The 15,289-nt window shown below is 72.7% G+C and carries 15 protein-coding genes; 8 read left to right on the top strand and 7 right to left on the bottom strand.

Features of this window, described 5'->3' with window-relative positions:
• Positions 1-72: 72 nt before the first annotated feature.
• Complete coding sequence (locus B4E97_RS14510) at positions 73-729, top strand: M23 family metallopeptidase (RefSeq protein ID WP_286960411.1); 657 nt, start codon at positions 73-75, stop codon at positions 727-729.
• A gap of 79 nt (positions 730-808) precedes the next feature.
• Here B4E97_RS14510 and B4E97_RS14505 read toward each other — a convergent pair whose 3' ends face one another.
• Positions 809-1,906: a YeiH family protein gene (locus B4E97_RS14505; RefSeq protein ID WP_286960409.1), complete on the bottom strand. Its 1,098-nt coding sequence runs from the start codon at positions 1,904-1,906 to the stop codon at positions 809-811.
• An 84-nt stretch (positions 1,907-1,990) separates the two neighbouring features.
• Here B4E97_RS14505 and B4E97_RS14500 point away from each other — a divergent pair, with 84 nt between their 5' ends.
• The 3 genes from B4E97_RS14500 (at position 1,991) to B4E97_RS14490 (ending at position 4,797) form a co-directional block, all read left to right on the top strand.
• Positions 1,991-2,887, top strand: coding sequence for a LysR family transcriptional regulator (locus tag B4E97_RS14500; RefSeq protein ID WP_286960407.1), 897 nt, complete (start codon positions 1,991-1,993; stop codon positions 2,885-2,887).
• 145 nt (positions 2,888-3,032) lie between these two features.
• On the top strand, positions 3,033-3,896 hold the full coding sequence (locus B4E97_RS14495; protein WP_286960404.1) for a GNAT family N-acetyltransferase: 864 nt from the start codon (positions 3,033-3,035) through the stop codon (positions 3,894-3,896).
• Between the two features lie 40 nt (positions 3,897-3,936).
• A complete protein-coding gene (locus B4E97_RS14490) occupies positions 3,937-4,797 on the top strand; it encodes a GNAT family N-acetyltransferase (protein ID WP_156911451.1) in 861 nt (286 codons plus the stop codon).
• 286 nt (positions 4,798-5,083) lie between these two features.
• On the opposite strand, the gene trmB is transcribed toward B4E97_RS14490, so the two are convergent.
• The gene (gene trmB / locus B4E97_RS14485; protein ID WP_286960401.1) at positions 5,084-5,836 is read right to left on the bottom strand and encodes a tRNA (guanosine(46)-N7)-methyltransferase TrmB; all 753 of its coding nucleotides are present in this window, start codon (positions 5,834-5,836) and stop codon (positions 5,084-5,086) included.
• Positions 5,833-7,701: a translation elongation factor 4 gene (gene lepA, locus B4E97_RS14480; protein ID WP_286960399.1), complete on the bottom strand. Its 1,869-nt coding sequence runs from the start codon at positions 7,699-7,701 to the stop codon at positions 5,833-5,835. The genes trmB and lepA overlap by 4 nt, the downstream gene beginning before the upstream one ends.
• A 115-nt stretch (positions 7,702-7,816) precedes the next feature.
• On the opposite strand from lepA, the gene B4E97_RS14475 reads away from it, so the two are divergent.
• The gene (locus B4E97_RS14475; RefSeq protein WP_286960397.1) at positions 7,817-9,292 is read left to right on the top strand and encodes an MFS transporter; all 1,476 of its coding nucleotides are present in this window, start codon (positions 7,817-7,819) and stop codon (positions 9,290-9,292) included.
• Here B4E97_RS14475 and B4E97_RS14470 read toward each other — a convergent pair.
• Together B4E97_RS14470 and B4E97_RS14465 are read right to left on the bottom strand one after the other, a co-directional pair.
• Complete coding sequence (locus tag B4E97_RS14470; protein ID WP_029212671.1) at positions 9,197-9,757, bottom strand: LURP-one-related/scramblase family protein; 561 nt, start codon at positions 9,755-9,757, stop codon at positions 9,197-9,199. The genes B4E97_RS14475 and B4E97_RS14470 overlap by 96 nt on opposite strands.
• A gap of 167 nt (positions 9,758-9,924) precedes the next feature.
• Positions 9,925-11,127: an MFS transporter gene (locus tag B4E97_RS14465; protein ID WP_019284603.1), complete on the bottom strand. Its 1,203-nt coding sequence runs from the start codon at positions 11,125-11,127 to the stop codon at positions 9,925-9,927.
• A 71-nt stretch (positions 11,128-11,198) separates the two neighbouring features.
• Between B4E97_RS14465 and B4E97_RS14460 the strand changes: the two genes are divergently transcribed.
• On the top strand, positions 11,199-11,744 hold the full coding sequence (locus B4E97_RS14460; RefSeq protein ID WP_029212669.1) for a type II toxin-antitoxin system PemK/MazF family toxin: 546 nt from the start codon (positions 11,199-11,201) through the stop codon (positions 11,742-11,744).
• Between the two features lie 227 nt (positions 11,745-11,971).
• Here the strand turns inward: B4E97_RS14460 and rpsT are convergent, their stop codons facing one another.
• A complete protein-coding gene (gene rpsT / locus B4E97_RS14455) occupies positions 11,972-12,235 on the bottom strand; it encodes a 30S ribosomal protein S20 (protein WP_019284601.1) in 264 nt (87 codons plus the stop codon).
• Between the two features lie 204 nt (positions 12,236-12,439).
• Here rpsT and B4E97_RS14450 point away from each other — a divergent pair, with 204 nt between their 5' ends.
• Positions 12,440-13,024 (top strand): dienelactone hydrolase family protein, encoded by a 585-nt coding sequence (locus B4E97_RS14450; RefSeq protein WP_286960391.1) that lies wholly within the window; start codon positions 12,440-12,442, stop codon positions 13,022-13,024.
• Between the two features lie 27 nt (positions 13,025-13,051).
• Here B4E97_RS14450 and holA read toward each other — a convergent pair whose 3' ends face one another.
• Positions 13,052-14,032 (bottom strand): DNA polymerase III subunit delta, encoded by a 981-nt coding sequence (gene holA / locus B4E97_RS14445; protein ID WP_286960389.1) that lies wholly within the window; start codon positions 14,030-14,032, stop codon positions 13,052-13,054.
• A gap of 211 nt (positions 14,033-14,243) precedes the next feature.
• On the opposite strand from holA, the gene B4E97_RS14440 reads away from it, so the two are divergent.
• Complete coding sequence (locus B4E97_RS14440; RefSeq protein ID WP_286960386.1) at positions 14,244-15,110, top strand: phosphatidylinositol-specific phospholipase C/glycerophosphodiester phosphodiesterase family protein; 867 nt, start codon at positions 14,244-14,246, stop codon at positions 15,108-15,110.
• Positions 15,111-15,289: the final 179 nt, after the last annotated feature.

The raw sequence follows: 15,289 nt of genomic DNA, 5'->3' as shown, positions 1-15,289 counted from the left end.
CATTGTGTATGACGACCGCGCCCGCCCCCGTCAGGCGACCGCCAGGTGGCGCGGCTGTGCCAGGCTCGACGCGTGGACCTCGACGGCGCATCCGCAGCGACGACCGTGCTCGACCTCCCCGTGCGGGGTCGGTGGCTCGTGCAGAACAGCCCGGCCGACCGGGTGCCGAGCCACGGGACCCAGGCGTTCGGCTCGTCCCACGCGATCGACCTCGTCCCGGTCGACGCGCGCGGACGCTCGGGGCCGTGGAGCTGGCGCACGGCCCTGGCGACGGAGCGGCCCGAGGTCTTCCACGGGTTCGGCGCCGCCGTCATGGCCCCGGTCGACGGGACCGTCGTCGATGTGCACGACGGCGAACCCGACCACGAGGCGCGGCGATCGCAGCTGCTGCTGGTGGGCTACCTGCTGACGCAGGGCCGGCGCGTGCGGGCGGGCGCCGCCGGGATCGCCGGCAACCACGTGGTGCTGGCGCTCGGCGACGGCGGCCCGGTCGTGCTCCTGGCGCACCTGCGGCGCGGGTCGATCCGGGTGGCGGCGGGTGACCCGGTGCGCGCCGGCGACGTCCTGGCGCAGTGCGGCAACTCCGGCAACAGCACCCAGCCGCACCTGCACCTGCAGGTCAGCTCGTCGACGCGCTGGGAGCAGGCGCGGGGCCTGCCCATGGCCTTCCGCCACCCCGTCGACGGTCGTCCGTGGCTGCCCCGCAACGGCGACATCATCGACGCCTGACCTCCCCCGTCCGTCGAGCCGTGAGAGGGCACGAACGGCTCCTCCCCCCTCACCGCGAGCAACCACCTGGCGCCACCGGTCAGGTGGCGAGGGTGACGCCGGCGAGGCAGACCAGCGCCACCGTCGCCGTCGACAGCGCCGCCAGGACGAACGGCCGGACGCCCACCTGGCGCACGAGGCCGAGCCGGACGCCGCAGCCGAGGGCGAACATCGCCGCCGTCAGCAGGACCGTCTGCAACTGGCGAGCACCGTCGAGCACGGGCGCCGGCAGTGGCAGGAAGGACCGCACGAGCACCATCGCCACGAACCCCAGGACGAACACCGGCACCAGCGGCGGCAGCCGTCCCCCGTCAGCGCGTCCGCCTGCGGCCGCCAGGGCCCGGCGTCGCCGCCAGGAGATGGTCGCCATGACGGGCGCGAGCATGAGCACGCGGGTGAGCTTGACGATGACGGCGGCCGCGAGCGCGCCTCCCCCGATGGCGCCGCCCGCCGCCACGACCTGGGCGACCTCGTGGATCGAGCCGCCGGCCCACAGACCCCCGGCATACGGGCCCATCCCGAGGGCGGTGACGACCAGCGGCGCGACGGGGATCATCAGGGTGCCGCAGACGACGACCAGGGCGACGGCGGTCGCGACGTCCTCCTCCTCGGCGTCCACGACCCCGTCGACGGCGGCCACGGCCGCGGCGCCGCAGATCGAGAAGCCGCAGGCCACCAGCAGGGTGAGGCCCGCGGGGACCCCCAGCAGGCGCCCGTAGGCCAGCGTCGACGCGATCCCCAGCCCCACCACGGCCACGACGACGGCAATCATCCCCCAGCCGAGCCCGAGGACCTGACCCAGGACGACCTGCAGCCCGAGCAGCACGATCCCGGCGCGCAGCAGCGGCTTGGCCGCGACGGCGAGGCCGGGCGCGAGCGCGGTGGGCAGCGGCCAGGCGTTGGCGAGCACGGCGCCGAGCAGGATCGCGACGAGGAGCGGGGACACCACGGGCACGAGGTGGTTGACCAGCAGGGCGAGGATCACCACGACGGAGCACAGGGCGAGCCCGGGCACGGGGCCCGTGCGGAGGACACGTGGTGCGCGCCGGGCGGGGTGAGGGCGGCGTGCGTGTCGGGCGGGGATGACCGCAGGGGTGGCGCGGCCGGCAGGGGTGGCGCGGCCGGCAGCGGTGGTCATGCTGCCAGCCTGGCCGGGCGGACGGGTGAGCGGCAGCCCCCAGTCCTGCACCCCGTCATATCAATGTGATATGACGACAGGGTGATGCCCGACCTCAAGGCCCTGGAGCTGCTGGTCGCCGTGCACGACGAGGGCAGCCTCGGCGCCGGCGCCCGCGCGATCGGCATGGCCCAGCCCAACGCGTCGCGCCTGGTGGGGCGGCTCGAGCGCGACCTGCAGCAGCGGGTCGTCGTCCGCCGGCCGCAGGGCGCCCAGCTCACCCCCGCGGGGGTCATGCTCGTCGAGCATGCCCGCGAGATCCTCGCGTCCACGCATCGGCTCGAGAAGGCCATCGAGGCGTTGCAGGGGCAGAGCATCCCCGAGCTGCGCATCGCCGCGTCGCTGACCGTGGCCGAGCACCTGGCACCCACCTGGCTCACCGAGCTGCGGCGTCACCACCCGAGGCTGCTGGCGGGCATGACGGTGGCCAACTCCACGGTGGTGATCGACCAGGTCCGCCGGGGTGCAGTCGAGCTGGGCTTCGTGGAGGGCCCGGAGCCGCCCCACGACCTGCCCAGCACCGTGGTGGCCCGCGACGAGCTCGCCCTCGTCATCGGCCTGGACCACCCGTGGATGGAGCGCACCTCCCCCGTCGGCGCCGCCGAGCTCGCGGGCACCCCGCTCGTCACCCGGGAGCGCGGCTCGGGCACCCGCGAGGCGCTCGACGCGGCCCTCTCACCGCTGGAGCCCTGCGGCCCGGCCCTGGAGCTGTCCAGCAACGCCGCGGTCCGGGCCAGCGCCGTGACCGGCACCGCTCCCGCCGTCCTCAGCCTGCTGGCGGTCGCCGACGCCGTGCACGACGGTCACCTCGCGGTCGTGCCGACCGAGGGCTTCACCCTCGAGCGACAGCTCCGGGCCGTATGGCGCCGCGACCCGCTGCGAGGCGCCGCCGCCGACCTCGTGTCGATCGCCGCCCGGACCGGGCGCGCACCACTCCCCTGATCCCACCCTGACCTGGCGCGCGCCACTCCCCTGACCCCACCCCGTCCCAACCTGACCTGACCCGCCCCGCCCCGATCGCGCCTCGTGCCGTCTCATGCGCCTGAGGGTTCCGACCCCGCCTGGGTCGACCTGAGAGGCTGGGCCCATGGCGCACACGAGCCCCATCACGGTCCGCATCACCAGGGACCCCGACGAGTTCCTTCGCGACGCCGGGGACTTCATGGAGTCCGAGCCCGTCATCCACTCGATCCTGGCGAGCAACGTGCTCATCGCGCGGCGCCACCCGGGCCGGATCCCCGACCCGTGGTGGATCGAGCTGCGGCGCGGCGGACGGATCGTCGGGGTGTCCATGCACACGCCGCCCTACCCGCCGCACCTCCCGCTGTCCTCGCCGCTGTTGGCCGTCAGCGTCGCCCGTGAGCTCGCGGCGCGGGGACGTCCCGTGGACGGCGTCGGCGGCCTGCGCGAGGGGGCGTTCGCCTTCAGCGACTGGTGGTGCGCCGACCAGGACCTCGACGCCGACGTGGTGATGGACCTGGGGATGTACGACCTGCCCCGGCCGCCGCACCTGCCCTTCACCGTCCCGGGACGGCTGCGGCCCGCCATACCCGCCGATCTCGACCTGGTCCGCGGCTGGCTGCAGGACTTCCACCGCGAGGCCCACGGGCCGAGCGAGCCGCCACCCCCCGACCCCTCCCCGCACGTCCTCGAGGGACGCACGGCCCTGTGGGAGGTCGACGGGCGGCCGGTGTCCATGTGCTACGCGACCGAGCCGTCCGGTGGGGTCACCCGCATCAGCGGCGCCTGGACCCCGCCCGCGGACCGGGGCCACGGCTACGCGAGCGCCGTCGTCGCCGCCTGGTCGCGGCACCAGCAGGAGCACGGCCACCGCTGCATGCTGCTCACCGACCTGGCCAACCCCACCAGCAACGGGATCTACCACGCGCTCGGCTACCGCCGGATCGGCGAGACCGTCACCCTCGCCTTCACGAGCGAGCGGTCCGGCTGAGGGTGGGCGCCGGCTCGCCGCGCGTGACACAGTGACCCTCATGCAGCGGGGTACGGCGAGGGGCATCACGGTGGCGCGGACCACCGCCGGTCGCGACTTCCAGCAGGTGTCGGCCCCTCGCGTCGCCGCCGCCCCCGTCATCCACTCGGTCGTCGCCACGACGCTCGCCCACGCGCTGGAGTCCCCCGCGGACTACCCCGGCTCCCAGTGGTACTGGGCCAAGCGGGACGGCCGCGTCACCGCCCTCGCGATGCACACCCCACCGCGCCCCTTCCACGTGGCGACGGTCGACACCCACGTCGCGCGAGCCATCGCCCGGCGCGTGCTGGCCGACGGGCTGCACGTCGAGCGCGTGGGCGGGCTGGTCACGGGCGCGCTGGCCTTCGCCGAGACGATCGCCTTCGAGTCCGGCGGTCACATCCGCGTGGTGCGGCGCGAGGGCATGCACGACCTCCCCCGCCCGCCGCGCCACCCCGAGGGCGTCCCGGGCGAGCTGCGTGCCGCGCGCGAGTCGGACATCCCGCTCCTCGACACCTGGGCGCGGGCCTACCTCGAGGAGACCGGGACCGAGGCGCCGCCGCGATTCCCGTTGCAGCAGTGGGTGTCCCGCGGCGACATGCGCGTCTGGGACGTCGACGGCGAGCCCGTCGCCATGACCCACGCGTCCCGCCCCCACGGCGGCGTCTCCCGCATCTCCTGGGTCTACGCCCCGCCCGAGCAGCGCGGCCACGCGTATGCCGCCGCCACCGTCGCCGCCGTCAGCGCCCTGCAGCGTCGCGCCGGCCACCGCTGCCTGCTCTACACCGACCTCGACTCCCCCGCGTCGAGCCGCCTCTACCAGCGAGTCGGCTATCGCCGCGTCGGCGACTCCTGCGTCCTGGCGCTCACCCAGGTCCGCTGACCGCCACCCCGCGCCCCGCCCTCGGCCCCGACCCGGCACCTGCGCCCCGGACCCGCGCCCCGGACCCGCGCCCCGGCCCGTGCCCCGGCCCGTGCCCCGTCCTCGGCCCTCGACGCGCGCCCCGACTCACGCCCAGACCGCGCCCCGACCCGACCCGACACGAAGTGACCTGCCGGGGCGCCGTGATCGATCAAACGTCCGTCACAGGCGCCAGGGCTGACCCGACGGGTCACCTTTGGTCGTGTCCCCCAGGCAGCGCACACCCTGCACCCCGCCGGCGGAGCGGTCAGCGGCGGCGATAGGTCAGGTCGTGGATCGAGCGGCCGGCGGCGATCCCCCGACGCTCGAAGCGGGTCATCGGCCGCACGTCGAACCGCTCGACGTCGCCACCCTCGAAGTCCGGGTGCGCGTCGAGCACCTCGCGCATCGACTCCGCGTAGTCGGACCAGTCCGTCGCGAGCCGCCACACCCCGCCGGGCTCGAGGACCCGCGCCACCAGCGAGGCGAAGGCCGGCTGCACGATCCGCCGCTTGTGGTGCTTGGTCTTGGGCCAGGGGTCGGGGAAGAAGGTCCACACCTCGCGCACGGACCCCGCGGGCAGCAGCGTCTCGAACACCGGCACCGCGTCGGCCTCCATGAGCCGCACGTTGGTCAGCTCGCGCGACCCGACCTTGCGCAGCATGTCGTACAGCCCCGGGCGGTAGACCTCCAGGGACAGCAGGTCGTGGTCGGGGTATGCCGCCGCGCCGGCCACGGTCGCGTCGCCGGATCCCGCGCCGACCTCCACGACCAGCGGGGCCACCCGGCCCCAGACGGTGGCGGGGTCGAGGCGGGCGGCCGGGTCCACGTCGGTGCGCGCCGCGTCGCGGGGCACCTCGATCAGGTAGGCGTCGCCATACCGCTCGAGGGCCCGGGCGTCCTTGTCCTGCAACCGGGCGTCGGTCCGCGCGAAGCTCACGATCCGACGAGCGCCCTTGTGCGGCAAAGGCTCTCCGAGACCGACGGTGTAAGCGCGCTCCTCCGGGAGGGGCTCGGTCACTTCTTGCCCTTGGCCTTGCCGTCCCCGCCGCCGTCGTTGGACAGCGCGGCGATGAAGGCCTCCTGGGGCACCTCGACGCGGCCGACCATCTTCATGCGCTTCTTGCCTTCCTTCTGCTTCTCGAGCAGCTTGCGCTTGCGGCTGATGTCACCGCCATAGCACTTGGCCAGGACGTCCTTGCGGATGGCGCGGATGGTCTCGCGGGCGATGACGCGCGAGCCGATGGCGGCCTGGATCGGCACCTCGAACTGCTGCCGCGGGATCAGCTCGCGCAGCTTGCCGGCCATCATCACGCCGTAGGAGTAGGCGTTGTCCTTGTGCACGATCGAGCTGAACGCGTCGACCTGCTCGCCCTGCAGCAGGATGTCGACCTTGACCAGGTCGGCGAGCTGGTCGCCGTCGGGCTCGTAGTCCAGGGAGGCGTAGCCGCGGGTCTTGGACTTCAGCTGGTCGAAGAAGTCGAAGACGATCTCGGCGAGGGGCAGCGTGTAGCGCATCTCGACGCGTTCCTCGGACAGGTAGTCCATGCCGCGCAGGGTGCCGCGCTTGGACTGGCACAGCTCCATGATCGCGCCGATGAAGTCGCTCGGGGCGAGGATCGTGGCGCGCACGACCGGCTCGCGCACGTCGGCGATCTTGCCGTCGGGGAACTCGCTGGGGTTGGTCACCTCGACGAGCTTGCCGTCGTCCATCGTGACTTCGTACTCCACGTTGGGCAGCGTCGAGATCAGGTCCAGGCCGAACTCCCGCTCGAGCCGCTCGCGCACGATCTCGAGGTGCAGCATCCCGAGGAAGCCGACGCGGAAGCCGAAGCCCAGCGCCGCCGACGTCTCGGGTTCGTAGACCAGGGCGGCGTCGTTGAGCTTGAGCTTGTCGAGCGCGTCGCGCAGCAGCGGGTAGTCCGTGCCGTCGATCGGGTAGAGCCCGGAGAAGACCATCGGGCGCGGGTCACGGTAGCCGCCGAGGGCCTCGGAGGCCGGCTTGGCGAGGTTGGTGATGGTGTCACCGACGCGCGACTGGCGGACGTCCTTGACGCCGGTGATGAGGTAGCCGACCTCGCCGACGCCGAGACCGTCCGAGGGCGCCGGCTCGGGCGAGATGACGCCGATCTCGAGCAGCTCGTGGGTGGCCCGCGTCGACATCATCTGGATCCGCTCGCGCGGGTTGAGGTTGCCGTCGATCACGCGGACATAGGTCACGACGCCGCGGTAGGTGTCGTAGACGGAGTCGAAGATCATCGCGCGGGCCGGCTTGTCCGCCTCACCCGTGGGGGCCGGGAGCTGGCGCACGATCTCGTCGAGCAGCTCCTCCACCCCGACGCCGGTCTTGCCCGAGACCCGGAGCACCTCGGACTCGTCGCAGCCGATGAGGCCGGCGAGCTCCGCGGCGTACTTCTCCGGCTGCGCGGCGGGCAGGTCGATCTTGTTGAGCACCGGGATGATCGTGAGGTCGTTCTCCATCGCGAGATAGAGGTTGGCCAGCGTCTGCGCCTCGATGCCCTGCGCCGCGTCGACGAGCAGGACGGCACCCTCGCACGCGGCCAGGGAGCGGCTGACCTCGTAGGTGAAGTCGACGTGCCCCGGCGTGTCGATCATGTTGAGGCAGTAGGTCTCCAGCTCGCCCGCGGCATTCTCCAGGGACCAGGGCATCCGGACGGCCTGCGACTTGATGGTGATGCCACGCGCGCGCTCGATGTCCATCCGGTCGAGGTACTGCGCGCGCATCGCCCGCTCCTCGACCACGCCGGTCTTCTGCAGCATGCGGTCGGCCAGCGTCGACTTGCCGTGGTCGATGTGGGCGATGATGCAGAAGTTGCGGATCAGCTCCGGTGGCGTCGCGTGGGGCTTCAACGCGGTGGTGGCCATGGGAGACACGGGGCGACTACCTCAACTTGGGGTCCGGGGAGCACAGGGCACGGTCAGCGGCCCAGTCTCCCACAGGTCGACCAGCCGGTATGCCGCCCTCCGCTACCGTCATGGGGTGCCACCGTCCCCTACCGCCGTCTTCCGCCGGCCAGGCTTCCCCCTCATGTATGCCGCCCTGTCGACGTCGGCGCTCGGCGACTCGGTCCTGCTGCTCGTCCTCGGCGTCTGGGCCAAGACCCTCACCGGTCAGAACGGCAGCGTCGGGATCGTCTACCTGTGCATGCTCGTGCCCGCGCTGGTCGCGCCCTTCCTCGGCGCCTGGGCGGACGGGTTCCGCCGCAAGCCCCTGCTGATCTGGACCAACGTCGCCTCGGCGCTGGCGGTGCTGCCGCTCACCGTCGTCGACGACGCCTCCGACATCTGGATCCTCTACGGCGTCGCCGTCCTCTACGGCCTGTCCTTCGTCATCGTGCCGGCGGGCGTCAACGGCCTGCTCAAGGAGCTCCTCGACGACGAGGCCCTGGTCGACGCCAACTCGGCGCTGGCCACCACCAAGGAGGCCTTCCGGCTGTTCGCCCCGCTCGCAGGGGCGGCGATGTTCGCGGCGTGGGGCGGCTGGACCGTGGCCGTCGTCGACGCCGTGTCCTTCCTGGTCGCGGCGGTCCTCATCGCGCGGATCCGGGTCGACGAGGCCGCCCCGCAGCGGCATACGGCCGGGCTGGTCGACGCCATGACCTCGGGGGTGCGGCTCCTGGTCGCCGACCGCGTCCTCAAGCACGTGCTGGTCGGGCTCGGCCTCACCCTGCTGGTCGTCGGGTTCACCGAGTCGGGGATCTACGCGGTGCTGGACGCGTTCGGCAAGCCCGCGACCTACGTGGCGATCGTGGTGATGGTGCAGGGCATCGGCGCGGTGCTCGGCGGGCTGGCCAGCAGCTGGTCGGTGCGGCACCTCGGCGAGGTCAGCACCATCGTCGTCTCCTGCGTGATCCTCGCGACCAGCATGGCCGTCGTGGCGCTCGCCGGCACGATCCCGGTGCTGCTGGCCGCCTCGGCGGTGTTCGGGTTCGGGCTGCCGCTGATGTTCGTGGCCTACACCACGCTGATCCAGCGACGCACCGAGCAGGCCGTGATGGCGCGCGTGACGATGGCCGCCGAGGTCGTCATGAGCGTCCCGCAGGCGGTGTCGCTGGCCGTCGGTGCGGTCGTGGTGTCGCTGGTGCCGTACCGATGGGCGTTCGGCGTGATCACGGTCGTGACGCTGCTGGGCGCCGCGCACGTCCTGTGGTGGCTGCGGGACCAGCTGCGCCCCGGCACGACGACGAGCACGACGAGCACGACGCCTCCGAGCACGACCCCTGAGAGCACGACCCCTGAGAGCACCGCCCCCGGCGGCCTTGCTCCGGTGTCGACCGATGGCGCTCCCGAGCTGCCGATCGACGAGGATGCCGCGCTGCTGACGGACCTCACCGACCAGCTCCCGGGCGCCGCCGGCACGTCAGCCGCCGGAGGAGTTCTCCTCCTTGGCGCGGATCAGGTCGAGCGCCACCACGGCCCCGACCACGGCGACCCGCAGGGTGACCGGCACCCCTGAGTTGAACGACACGACGTAGCGGTTGCGGCCGAGGAGCCCCGCGGCCAGGCCCGGCCACTGCCGCGACACCCGCGCGACCGAGCCGCCCGGACCCGCGATCTCGAAGTCGTAGTCGAAGAGCTGGCCCTGCACGTCGAGCCCCTCGCCGTTGACGAGCTGCAAGGTCAGGCGCTTGCGAAAGAACGTGAACTCCTTGACCAGCTGACCGATCTCGTAGCCCTGCCCGTCCTGGAGGGTGAACCGGTCGCGGCCCATCGTCATCACGTCGTCGAGCCGCACCAGCACGGACCCGTCGGTGTCGTGGACGGACAGCTTGCGGGAGCCGAGGAACATCCGCGACAACGCGGACCCCTCGGTGCGGATCTCGCCCACCTGGGCACCAGCCTGGTCCCGGATGGCGAAGTCGTTGCTCATGAAGCTGGTGACCTGGTCCATGACCAGCACGTCGGCGTGGAGGAGAGTCATGCCAGTCGGACTCCCCGCACCCTCGGTTCGTTCCCATCTGCCTTCGTCACAGCCGAGACCACGTCTCCGGCACGACCCGAGCCAGCTGTCCCTCGGCCGGTCGCCCCGACGGAGGAGCCACTCCACACCCTCGATGTCGTCCAGCAGGACCCTGACAGACCCTCTGATCAGGCGGTTCGTCGTTGGAGCAGGGCGCTCCAGGCGGTGACGGCGAGGCCCAGGACCGCCAGCACGACGCCGATCCGGCTCGGCCACGCGTAGCCCCAGCCCGCCGCGAGGACCAGCGACCCGAGCCAGGCCCCCAGGGCATTGGCGATGTTGAGCGTGGAGTGGTTGAGCGCAGCGGCCAGGGACTGGCCCTCGTGCGCCACGTCCATCAGGCGGGTCTGCAGCATCGGGACGAGCATGCTCGGGAGCATCCCCAGGGCATAGGTGGCCGCGAGCCCGACCACGGCATACGGCAGGAGCAGGGCGTAGACCGCGAGCAGGATCGCGATCAGCACCAGCAGCACCGCGATGCCGCGCAGGATGCCGTGCCGCGCCACCCGGCCCGCCAGCGCCGCACCGGTCGTGGAGCCGAGGCCGTAGAGGGAGAGGATCCACGGCACCGCGGCCGAGGACCAGCCGCCGAGCTCCTGCAGCGTGGGCGAGATGTAGGCGTAGGTCGAGAACATGCCGCCGAACCCCACGGTCCCGATCAGCAGGGCCAGCCACACCTGAGGGCGGCGCAGCGCCGTGAACTCGCGCCGCACGGACGCGGTCGGGTTGGCGGGCTGGTGCGGCACGAGCGTCGACACGGCAGCCATCGTGACCAGGCCGAGGACCCCGACGACCGCGTAGGACTGCTGCCACCCGAGCGCCTGGCCCAGCCAGGTCGCGGCAGGCACGCCGACGATGTTGGCGACGGTCAGACCCATGAGGACGTTGGAGACGGCCTGCGTGCGACGACGGTCGTCCACCAGGGAGGCGGCGACCAGCGACGCGATCCCGAAGTAGGCGCCGTGCGGCAGCCCGGCCACGAACCGGACCAGCATCAGCGGCCAGTAGCTCGTCACCAGCAGGCTCGCCAGGTGCGCCACGGCGAACAGGGCCATCAGGGCCACCAGCACCCGCCGGCGCGGCAGGCGCGATCCCAGCACCGCCAGCGTCGGCGCGCCGACCACGACGCCCAGGGCATAGGCCGACACCAGGTGCCCGGCGGTCGGGATGTCGACGCCGATCCCGCGCGCCACCTCGGGCAGCATGCCCATCGACGCGAACTCCGTGGTCCCGATGGCGAATCCGCCCACGGCGAGAGCGAGGATCGCCAGCCCCGCGTGACGGCGGGACGCCTCCTGGTGGCGGTCGGCGAGGGGGCTGGCGGGCGGCATACGGGTGCTCCTGGACGTCGACGAGGGTGGGGGTGCGGCTCGGCGACCTCGGCAAGCGCTAACGTCCCACTATGGCATCACTCGGCAGGAGGATCGCCCGCGCTCTCGCGGGTGCGGTCGTCGACGCGGCCCGTCGCGCGGGGCAGCAGGAGCGTGGACGGTCGGGTGGGGAGCGCCCCTCGCCCAGGCCGGCCCGTGAGCCGGTGACGAGCCCGTATGCCGGGGACTACGACGGGGTGCCGGACCTGACCTATGCTCCCGTGACCGACGACCTCCCCGACCCGGGCGAGGTCGTGTGGGCGTGGGTGCCCTACGAGGAGGACCACGCGCGGGGCAAGGACCGCCCGGTGCTGGTGGTGGGGCGGCACGGTGCGCTGCTGCTCGCGCTCCCCCTCACGAGCAAGGACCACGACCGCGACGCGGAGCAGGAGGCCTCGCTGGGGCGCCACTGGTGCGACATCGGCTCGGGCGCCTGGGACTCGCGCGGCCGCCCGAGCGAGGTGCGCGTCGACCGGGTGCTGCAGCTGGACCCGACGACGGTGCGCCGGATCGGGGCGACGCTGTCGCGGGAACGGTTCGACGAGGTGGCCGCGGCCGTCCGCGCCCGCCGCCCCTGACCCGCCCGCGCTGGCTCCGCCGGCGAGCGCGTCTCACGCTGCAGCACGAGACGGGGTCGGCACCCCGAGACCCCGCCCCCTCTGACTCGCCGCCGCAGATGCCTCACCCTGCAGCACGAGACGGGGTCGGCACCCCGAGACCCCGCGCTGCGTCATACGCACCCCAGGCATGCCGAAGGGCCGTCACCCGAAGGTGACGGCCCTTGCGAAGGCTGGGTGTCGCAGGCTCAGCCGAGCTTGCTGACGGCCTTGGCCATGGCCGACTTCTTGTTAGCGGCCTGGTTCTTGTGGATCACGCCCTTGCTGACGGCCTTGTCCAGCTTGCGGGAGGCGTCGCGCAGGGCGACGGCGCTCTCCTCGGCGTTGCCGGACTCCACCGCAGCGCGGAACTTGCGGATGAAGGTGCGCAGCTCGGACTTGTACGCCTTGTTGCGCTCCGTCCGAGCGTGGTTGGTCTTGATCCGCTTGATCTGGGACTTGATGTTTGCCACGAGAATCCTTCTGTGTGTCAGGTCGATCATTGCCGTTGAGGGCGGCAGCCGTCCTCGGGACCGGGCGTGGGGCACCCGTGGGATGAGGAGTGGCTGGGTGGTGCTGCGTTGCGCGCACGACCTAGGCGCGCACGCAGAGTCCAACGTTACCAGAGTTCGGGGCGTCTCCTGGCCGCTCGGCGGCGGGCGGACTACGGTCGAATCATGGCCACCGTAGCCCTCTTCCCCAGCGTCCTCGGCGTCCGCGCCGGCATCTACGACTTCGCCGACCGGCTGCGTGCCGTCGGGCACGACGTGCGCATCCTCGACTACCTCGACGGCCGCACCTTCGAGACCTACGAGGAGGGGATGAAGGCGGCGCAGGAGCACGACGACAAGGTCGTCCTCGGCCACGCCCTCAAGCTCGCCAAGGACGACGTCCCGCCGGGCATGGTGGTGGCCGGCTTCTCGATGGGCGCGGGCATGGCGGGGCACGTCGCCCTGCAGATGCAGGCTCGCGGCGCGATCCTCGTCGGGGGTGCGGCCGCCACGAAGTGGTTCGGCGACAAGACCTGGCCCGCGGACTGCCCCGTGCAGGTGCACCACAAGGCGGAGGACCCCTTCTACGAGCCCGACGAGGCGGAGGAGGCTCTGGCGTCCCTGCGGGCGGGCGGCGCGCAGGTCGAGGACTTCGCCTACGAGGGCGCCGGGCACCTGTTCAACGACCAGGGCCTGCCGGACGAGTACGACGCCGCCGCCACCGAGCTCATGATGCAGCGGGTCATCGACTTCCTGGAGGAGGTCGACTGAGCCTGGCCGTATGCCGGGAAGCCCGCCTCAGCGGCCGCCGTGACGCTCCCGGGCGATGGTGAGGATCGCCCGCTCCACGGCATACACCGGGTCGCGACCGCCACCCTTGACGTCGTAGTCCGCCTGCGCCACCGCCTGGATGCACCGGCCCAGCGCCTCGGCCTCCCAGCCCGACAGCTCGCGGCGAGCCTTGTCGACCTGCCAGGGCGCCATGCCGAGCGAGCTCGCCAGCTGTCCCGACGGGCCCCGCCCGGCCGAGCCGACCTTGACGAGCTGGCGCAGCTTCATCGCGAGCACGGCGACGATCGGCACGGGGTTGTCGCCCCCCGCGATGGCGTGCCGCAGCAGGCGTAGCGACTCGGCGGCGTTGCCCGCGATGGCCGCGTCGGCCACCCGGAAGCCCGTCGCCTCCACCCGCCCCGCGTAGTAGGTCGAGACCACGCCCTCGTCGATGGTCCCGGTGGTGTCCTGCACGAGCTGGGAGCAGGCGGACTCGAGCTCGCGCACGTCCTTTCCGACGGCCTCGACGAGCGCGCGCACCGCATCCGGGGTCGCCTTGCGGCGTGCGGTGCGGAACTCGTTGGTGACGAAGCTCGCCTTGTCGGCGTCGGACTTGATGGCCGGGCAGTCGATCACCCGGGCACCGGCCTTCTTGATCGCGTCGAGGACCTTCTTGCCGCGGTTGCCGGCCTTGTGCGTCACGATCAGCCAGACGTCGTCGGCCGGCGCCGCCCCGAGGTAGGCGAGCAGGTCGGTCTGCAGCTCGTCGGTCGCCTCGTCCAGGTCGCGCACGACGATGGCCTTGGCGTTGCCGAACAATGACGGGCTGGCGTGCATGGCGATCTCGCCGCCCTCGTAGGCCGAGCCCTGCAGCGGGACGGTCTCGAGGTCGCGGTGCAGCCCCTTGATCTCGGCGACGGTCGAGCGCAGCGCCCGGTCGGCGAGCACCCCCTCGGGCCCGGCGACGAGGACGAGCGGCGGGATGCGCGAGGCGGGGGCTGCGGTCACGGCGTACAGCCTCCCACGGCCCACCGACAGACCCTCCGGCGCGCCACCGTCTCGCCCCGCCGTCTCGCTTCACCGAACGCGTCTCGCCCTGCAGCACGAGACGACCTCGCCACCAGCGCGCACTGGTGGCGCAGGCAGTCGTCGGCTCTCCGTGTCCTGGAGTTGGGCCGGCCTTCGCCCGACGTCGCCCGGGCGACGGAAACCTTGGCCCATGCGAATCCCCCTGCGCGCCATGCTCGTCGCCCTCGTCGCGGCGCTGCTGGCCCTCACCACCACCGTCCCCGTCCAGGCCGCGCCGAAGCCCCGTCCCGGCGACGTGCAGCCCCTCGAGCGCGCACACGCGCACAACGACTACGAGCACGACCGTCCCCTGCTGGACGCGCTGGACCAAGGCTTCACCAGCGTGAAGGCCGACGTCTGGCTGGTCGACGGGCAGCTCTACCTCGGGCACGACGCCCCCGACCTGTCGCGCACGTTCGAGGACGGGTACCTCGAGCCGCTCGCGCGCCGCGTCCGGCGCAACGCCCACTCCGTCTACCGCGGCTACGACGGCCGGTTCCGGCTCTACGTCGATGTGAAGTCCGGCCCCGAGACCTGGGCCACCCTCGAGCGGATCCTCGCCCGCTATCCCCAGCTCGTGACGACCTGGCGCGACGGCCGACGGATCGATCGACCCGTCGAGGTCGTCGTCTCCGGCAACCGCGACCTGGTCGCGATGACGAGCGCCCGCGTGCGTCGTTCGGCGTATGACGGCCGCCTGGCCGACCTGCACTCGGGGCGTTCGGCGGAGCTGATGCCGGTCGTGAGCGACAACTGGACCAAGACCTTCACCTGGCAGGGCGTCGGCCCGATGCCCGCAGCCGAGCGCGCGAAGCTGCACGAGATCGTCGACGCCGCTCACCGTGCGGGCTACGAGGTGCGCTTCTGGGCGACCCCGGACCTGGCCGGCCCCGCTCGCGACGCGGTCTGGCGCGAGCTCGTCGCGGCGGACGTCGACCAGATCAACACCGACGACCTGGTGGGCCTGCAGGCCTTCCTGCTGGCCAACGACCCGACGGAGACGCGCCGGTCCCGCTGAGTCGGTGCCGGCGCACCGGCCCACCCTTGGCGAGGTCGTCTCGCCCTGCAGCATGAGACAGCCTCGCCGCCGGCGCGCAGTCGCACCCCGCCGAACGCGTCTCGCCCCGCAGCCTGAGACGACCTCGCCACCAGCGCGCGGTCTCACCCCGCCGAGGTCGTCTCGCCCTGCAGCATGAG

Origin of the sequence: Arsenicicoccus sp. UBA7492 (assembly GCF_002479615.1) — a bacterium.
In the GTDB taxonomy this organism is placed as follows: Bacteria; Actinomycetota; Actinomycetes; order Actinomycetales; family Dermatophilaceae; genus Arsenicicoccus; species Arsenicicoccus bolidensis.
Note: the sequence above shows the minus strand (reverse complement) of the source record. Positions and strands in the feature narration are given on the sequence as shown.

Coding starts and splice junctions, on each gene's coding strand:
- B4E97_RS14505 (WP_286960409.1), bottom strand. CDS start 1,906: ATGACCACCGCTGCCGGCCGCGCCACCCCTGCCGGCCGCGCCACCCCT.
- B4E97_RS14490 (WP_156911451.1), top strand. CDS start 3,937: ATGCAGCGGGGTACGGCGAGGGGCATCACGGTGGCGCGGACCACCGCC.
- B4E97_RS14450 (WP_286960391.1), top strand. CDS start 12,440: ATGGCCACCGTAGCCCTCTTCCCCAGCGTCCTCGGCGTCCGCGCCGGC.
- B4E97_RS14470 (WP_029212671.1), bottom strand. CDS start 9,757: ATGACTCTCCTCCACGCCGACGTGCTGGTCATGGACCAGGTCACCAGC.
- B4E97_RS14500 (WP_286960407.1), top strand. CDS start 1,991: ATGCCCGACCTCAAGGCCCTGGAGCTGCTGGTCGCCGTGCACGACGAG.
- B4E97_RS14440 (WP_286960386.1), top strand. CDS start 14,244: ATGCGAATCCCCCTGCGCGCCATGCTCGTCGCCCTCGTCGCGGCGCTG.
- lepA (WP_286960399.1), bottom strand. CDS start 7,701: ATGGCCACCACCGCGTTGAAGCCCCACGCGACGCCACCGGAGCTGATC.
- B4E97_RS14495 (WP_286960404.1), top strand. CDS start 3,033: ATGGCGCACACGAGCCCCATCACGGTCCGCATCACCAGGGACCCCGAC.
- B4E97_RS14465 (WP_019284603.1), bottom strand. CDS start 11,127: ATGCCGCCCGCCAGCCCCCTCGCCGACCGCCACCAGGAGGCGTCCCGC.
- B4E97_RS14460 (WP_029212669.1), top strand. CDS start 11,199: ATGGCATCACTCGGCAGGAGGATCGCCCGCGCTCTCGCGGGTGCGGTC.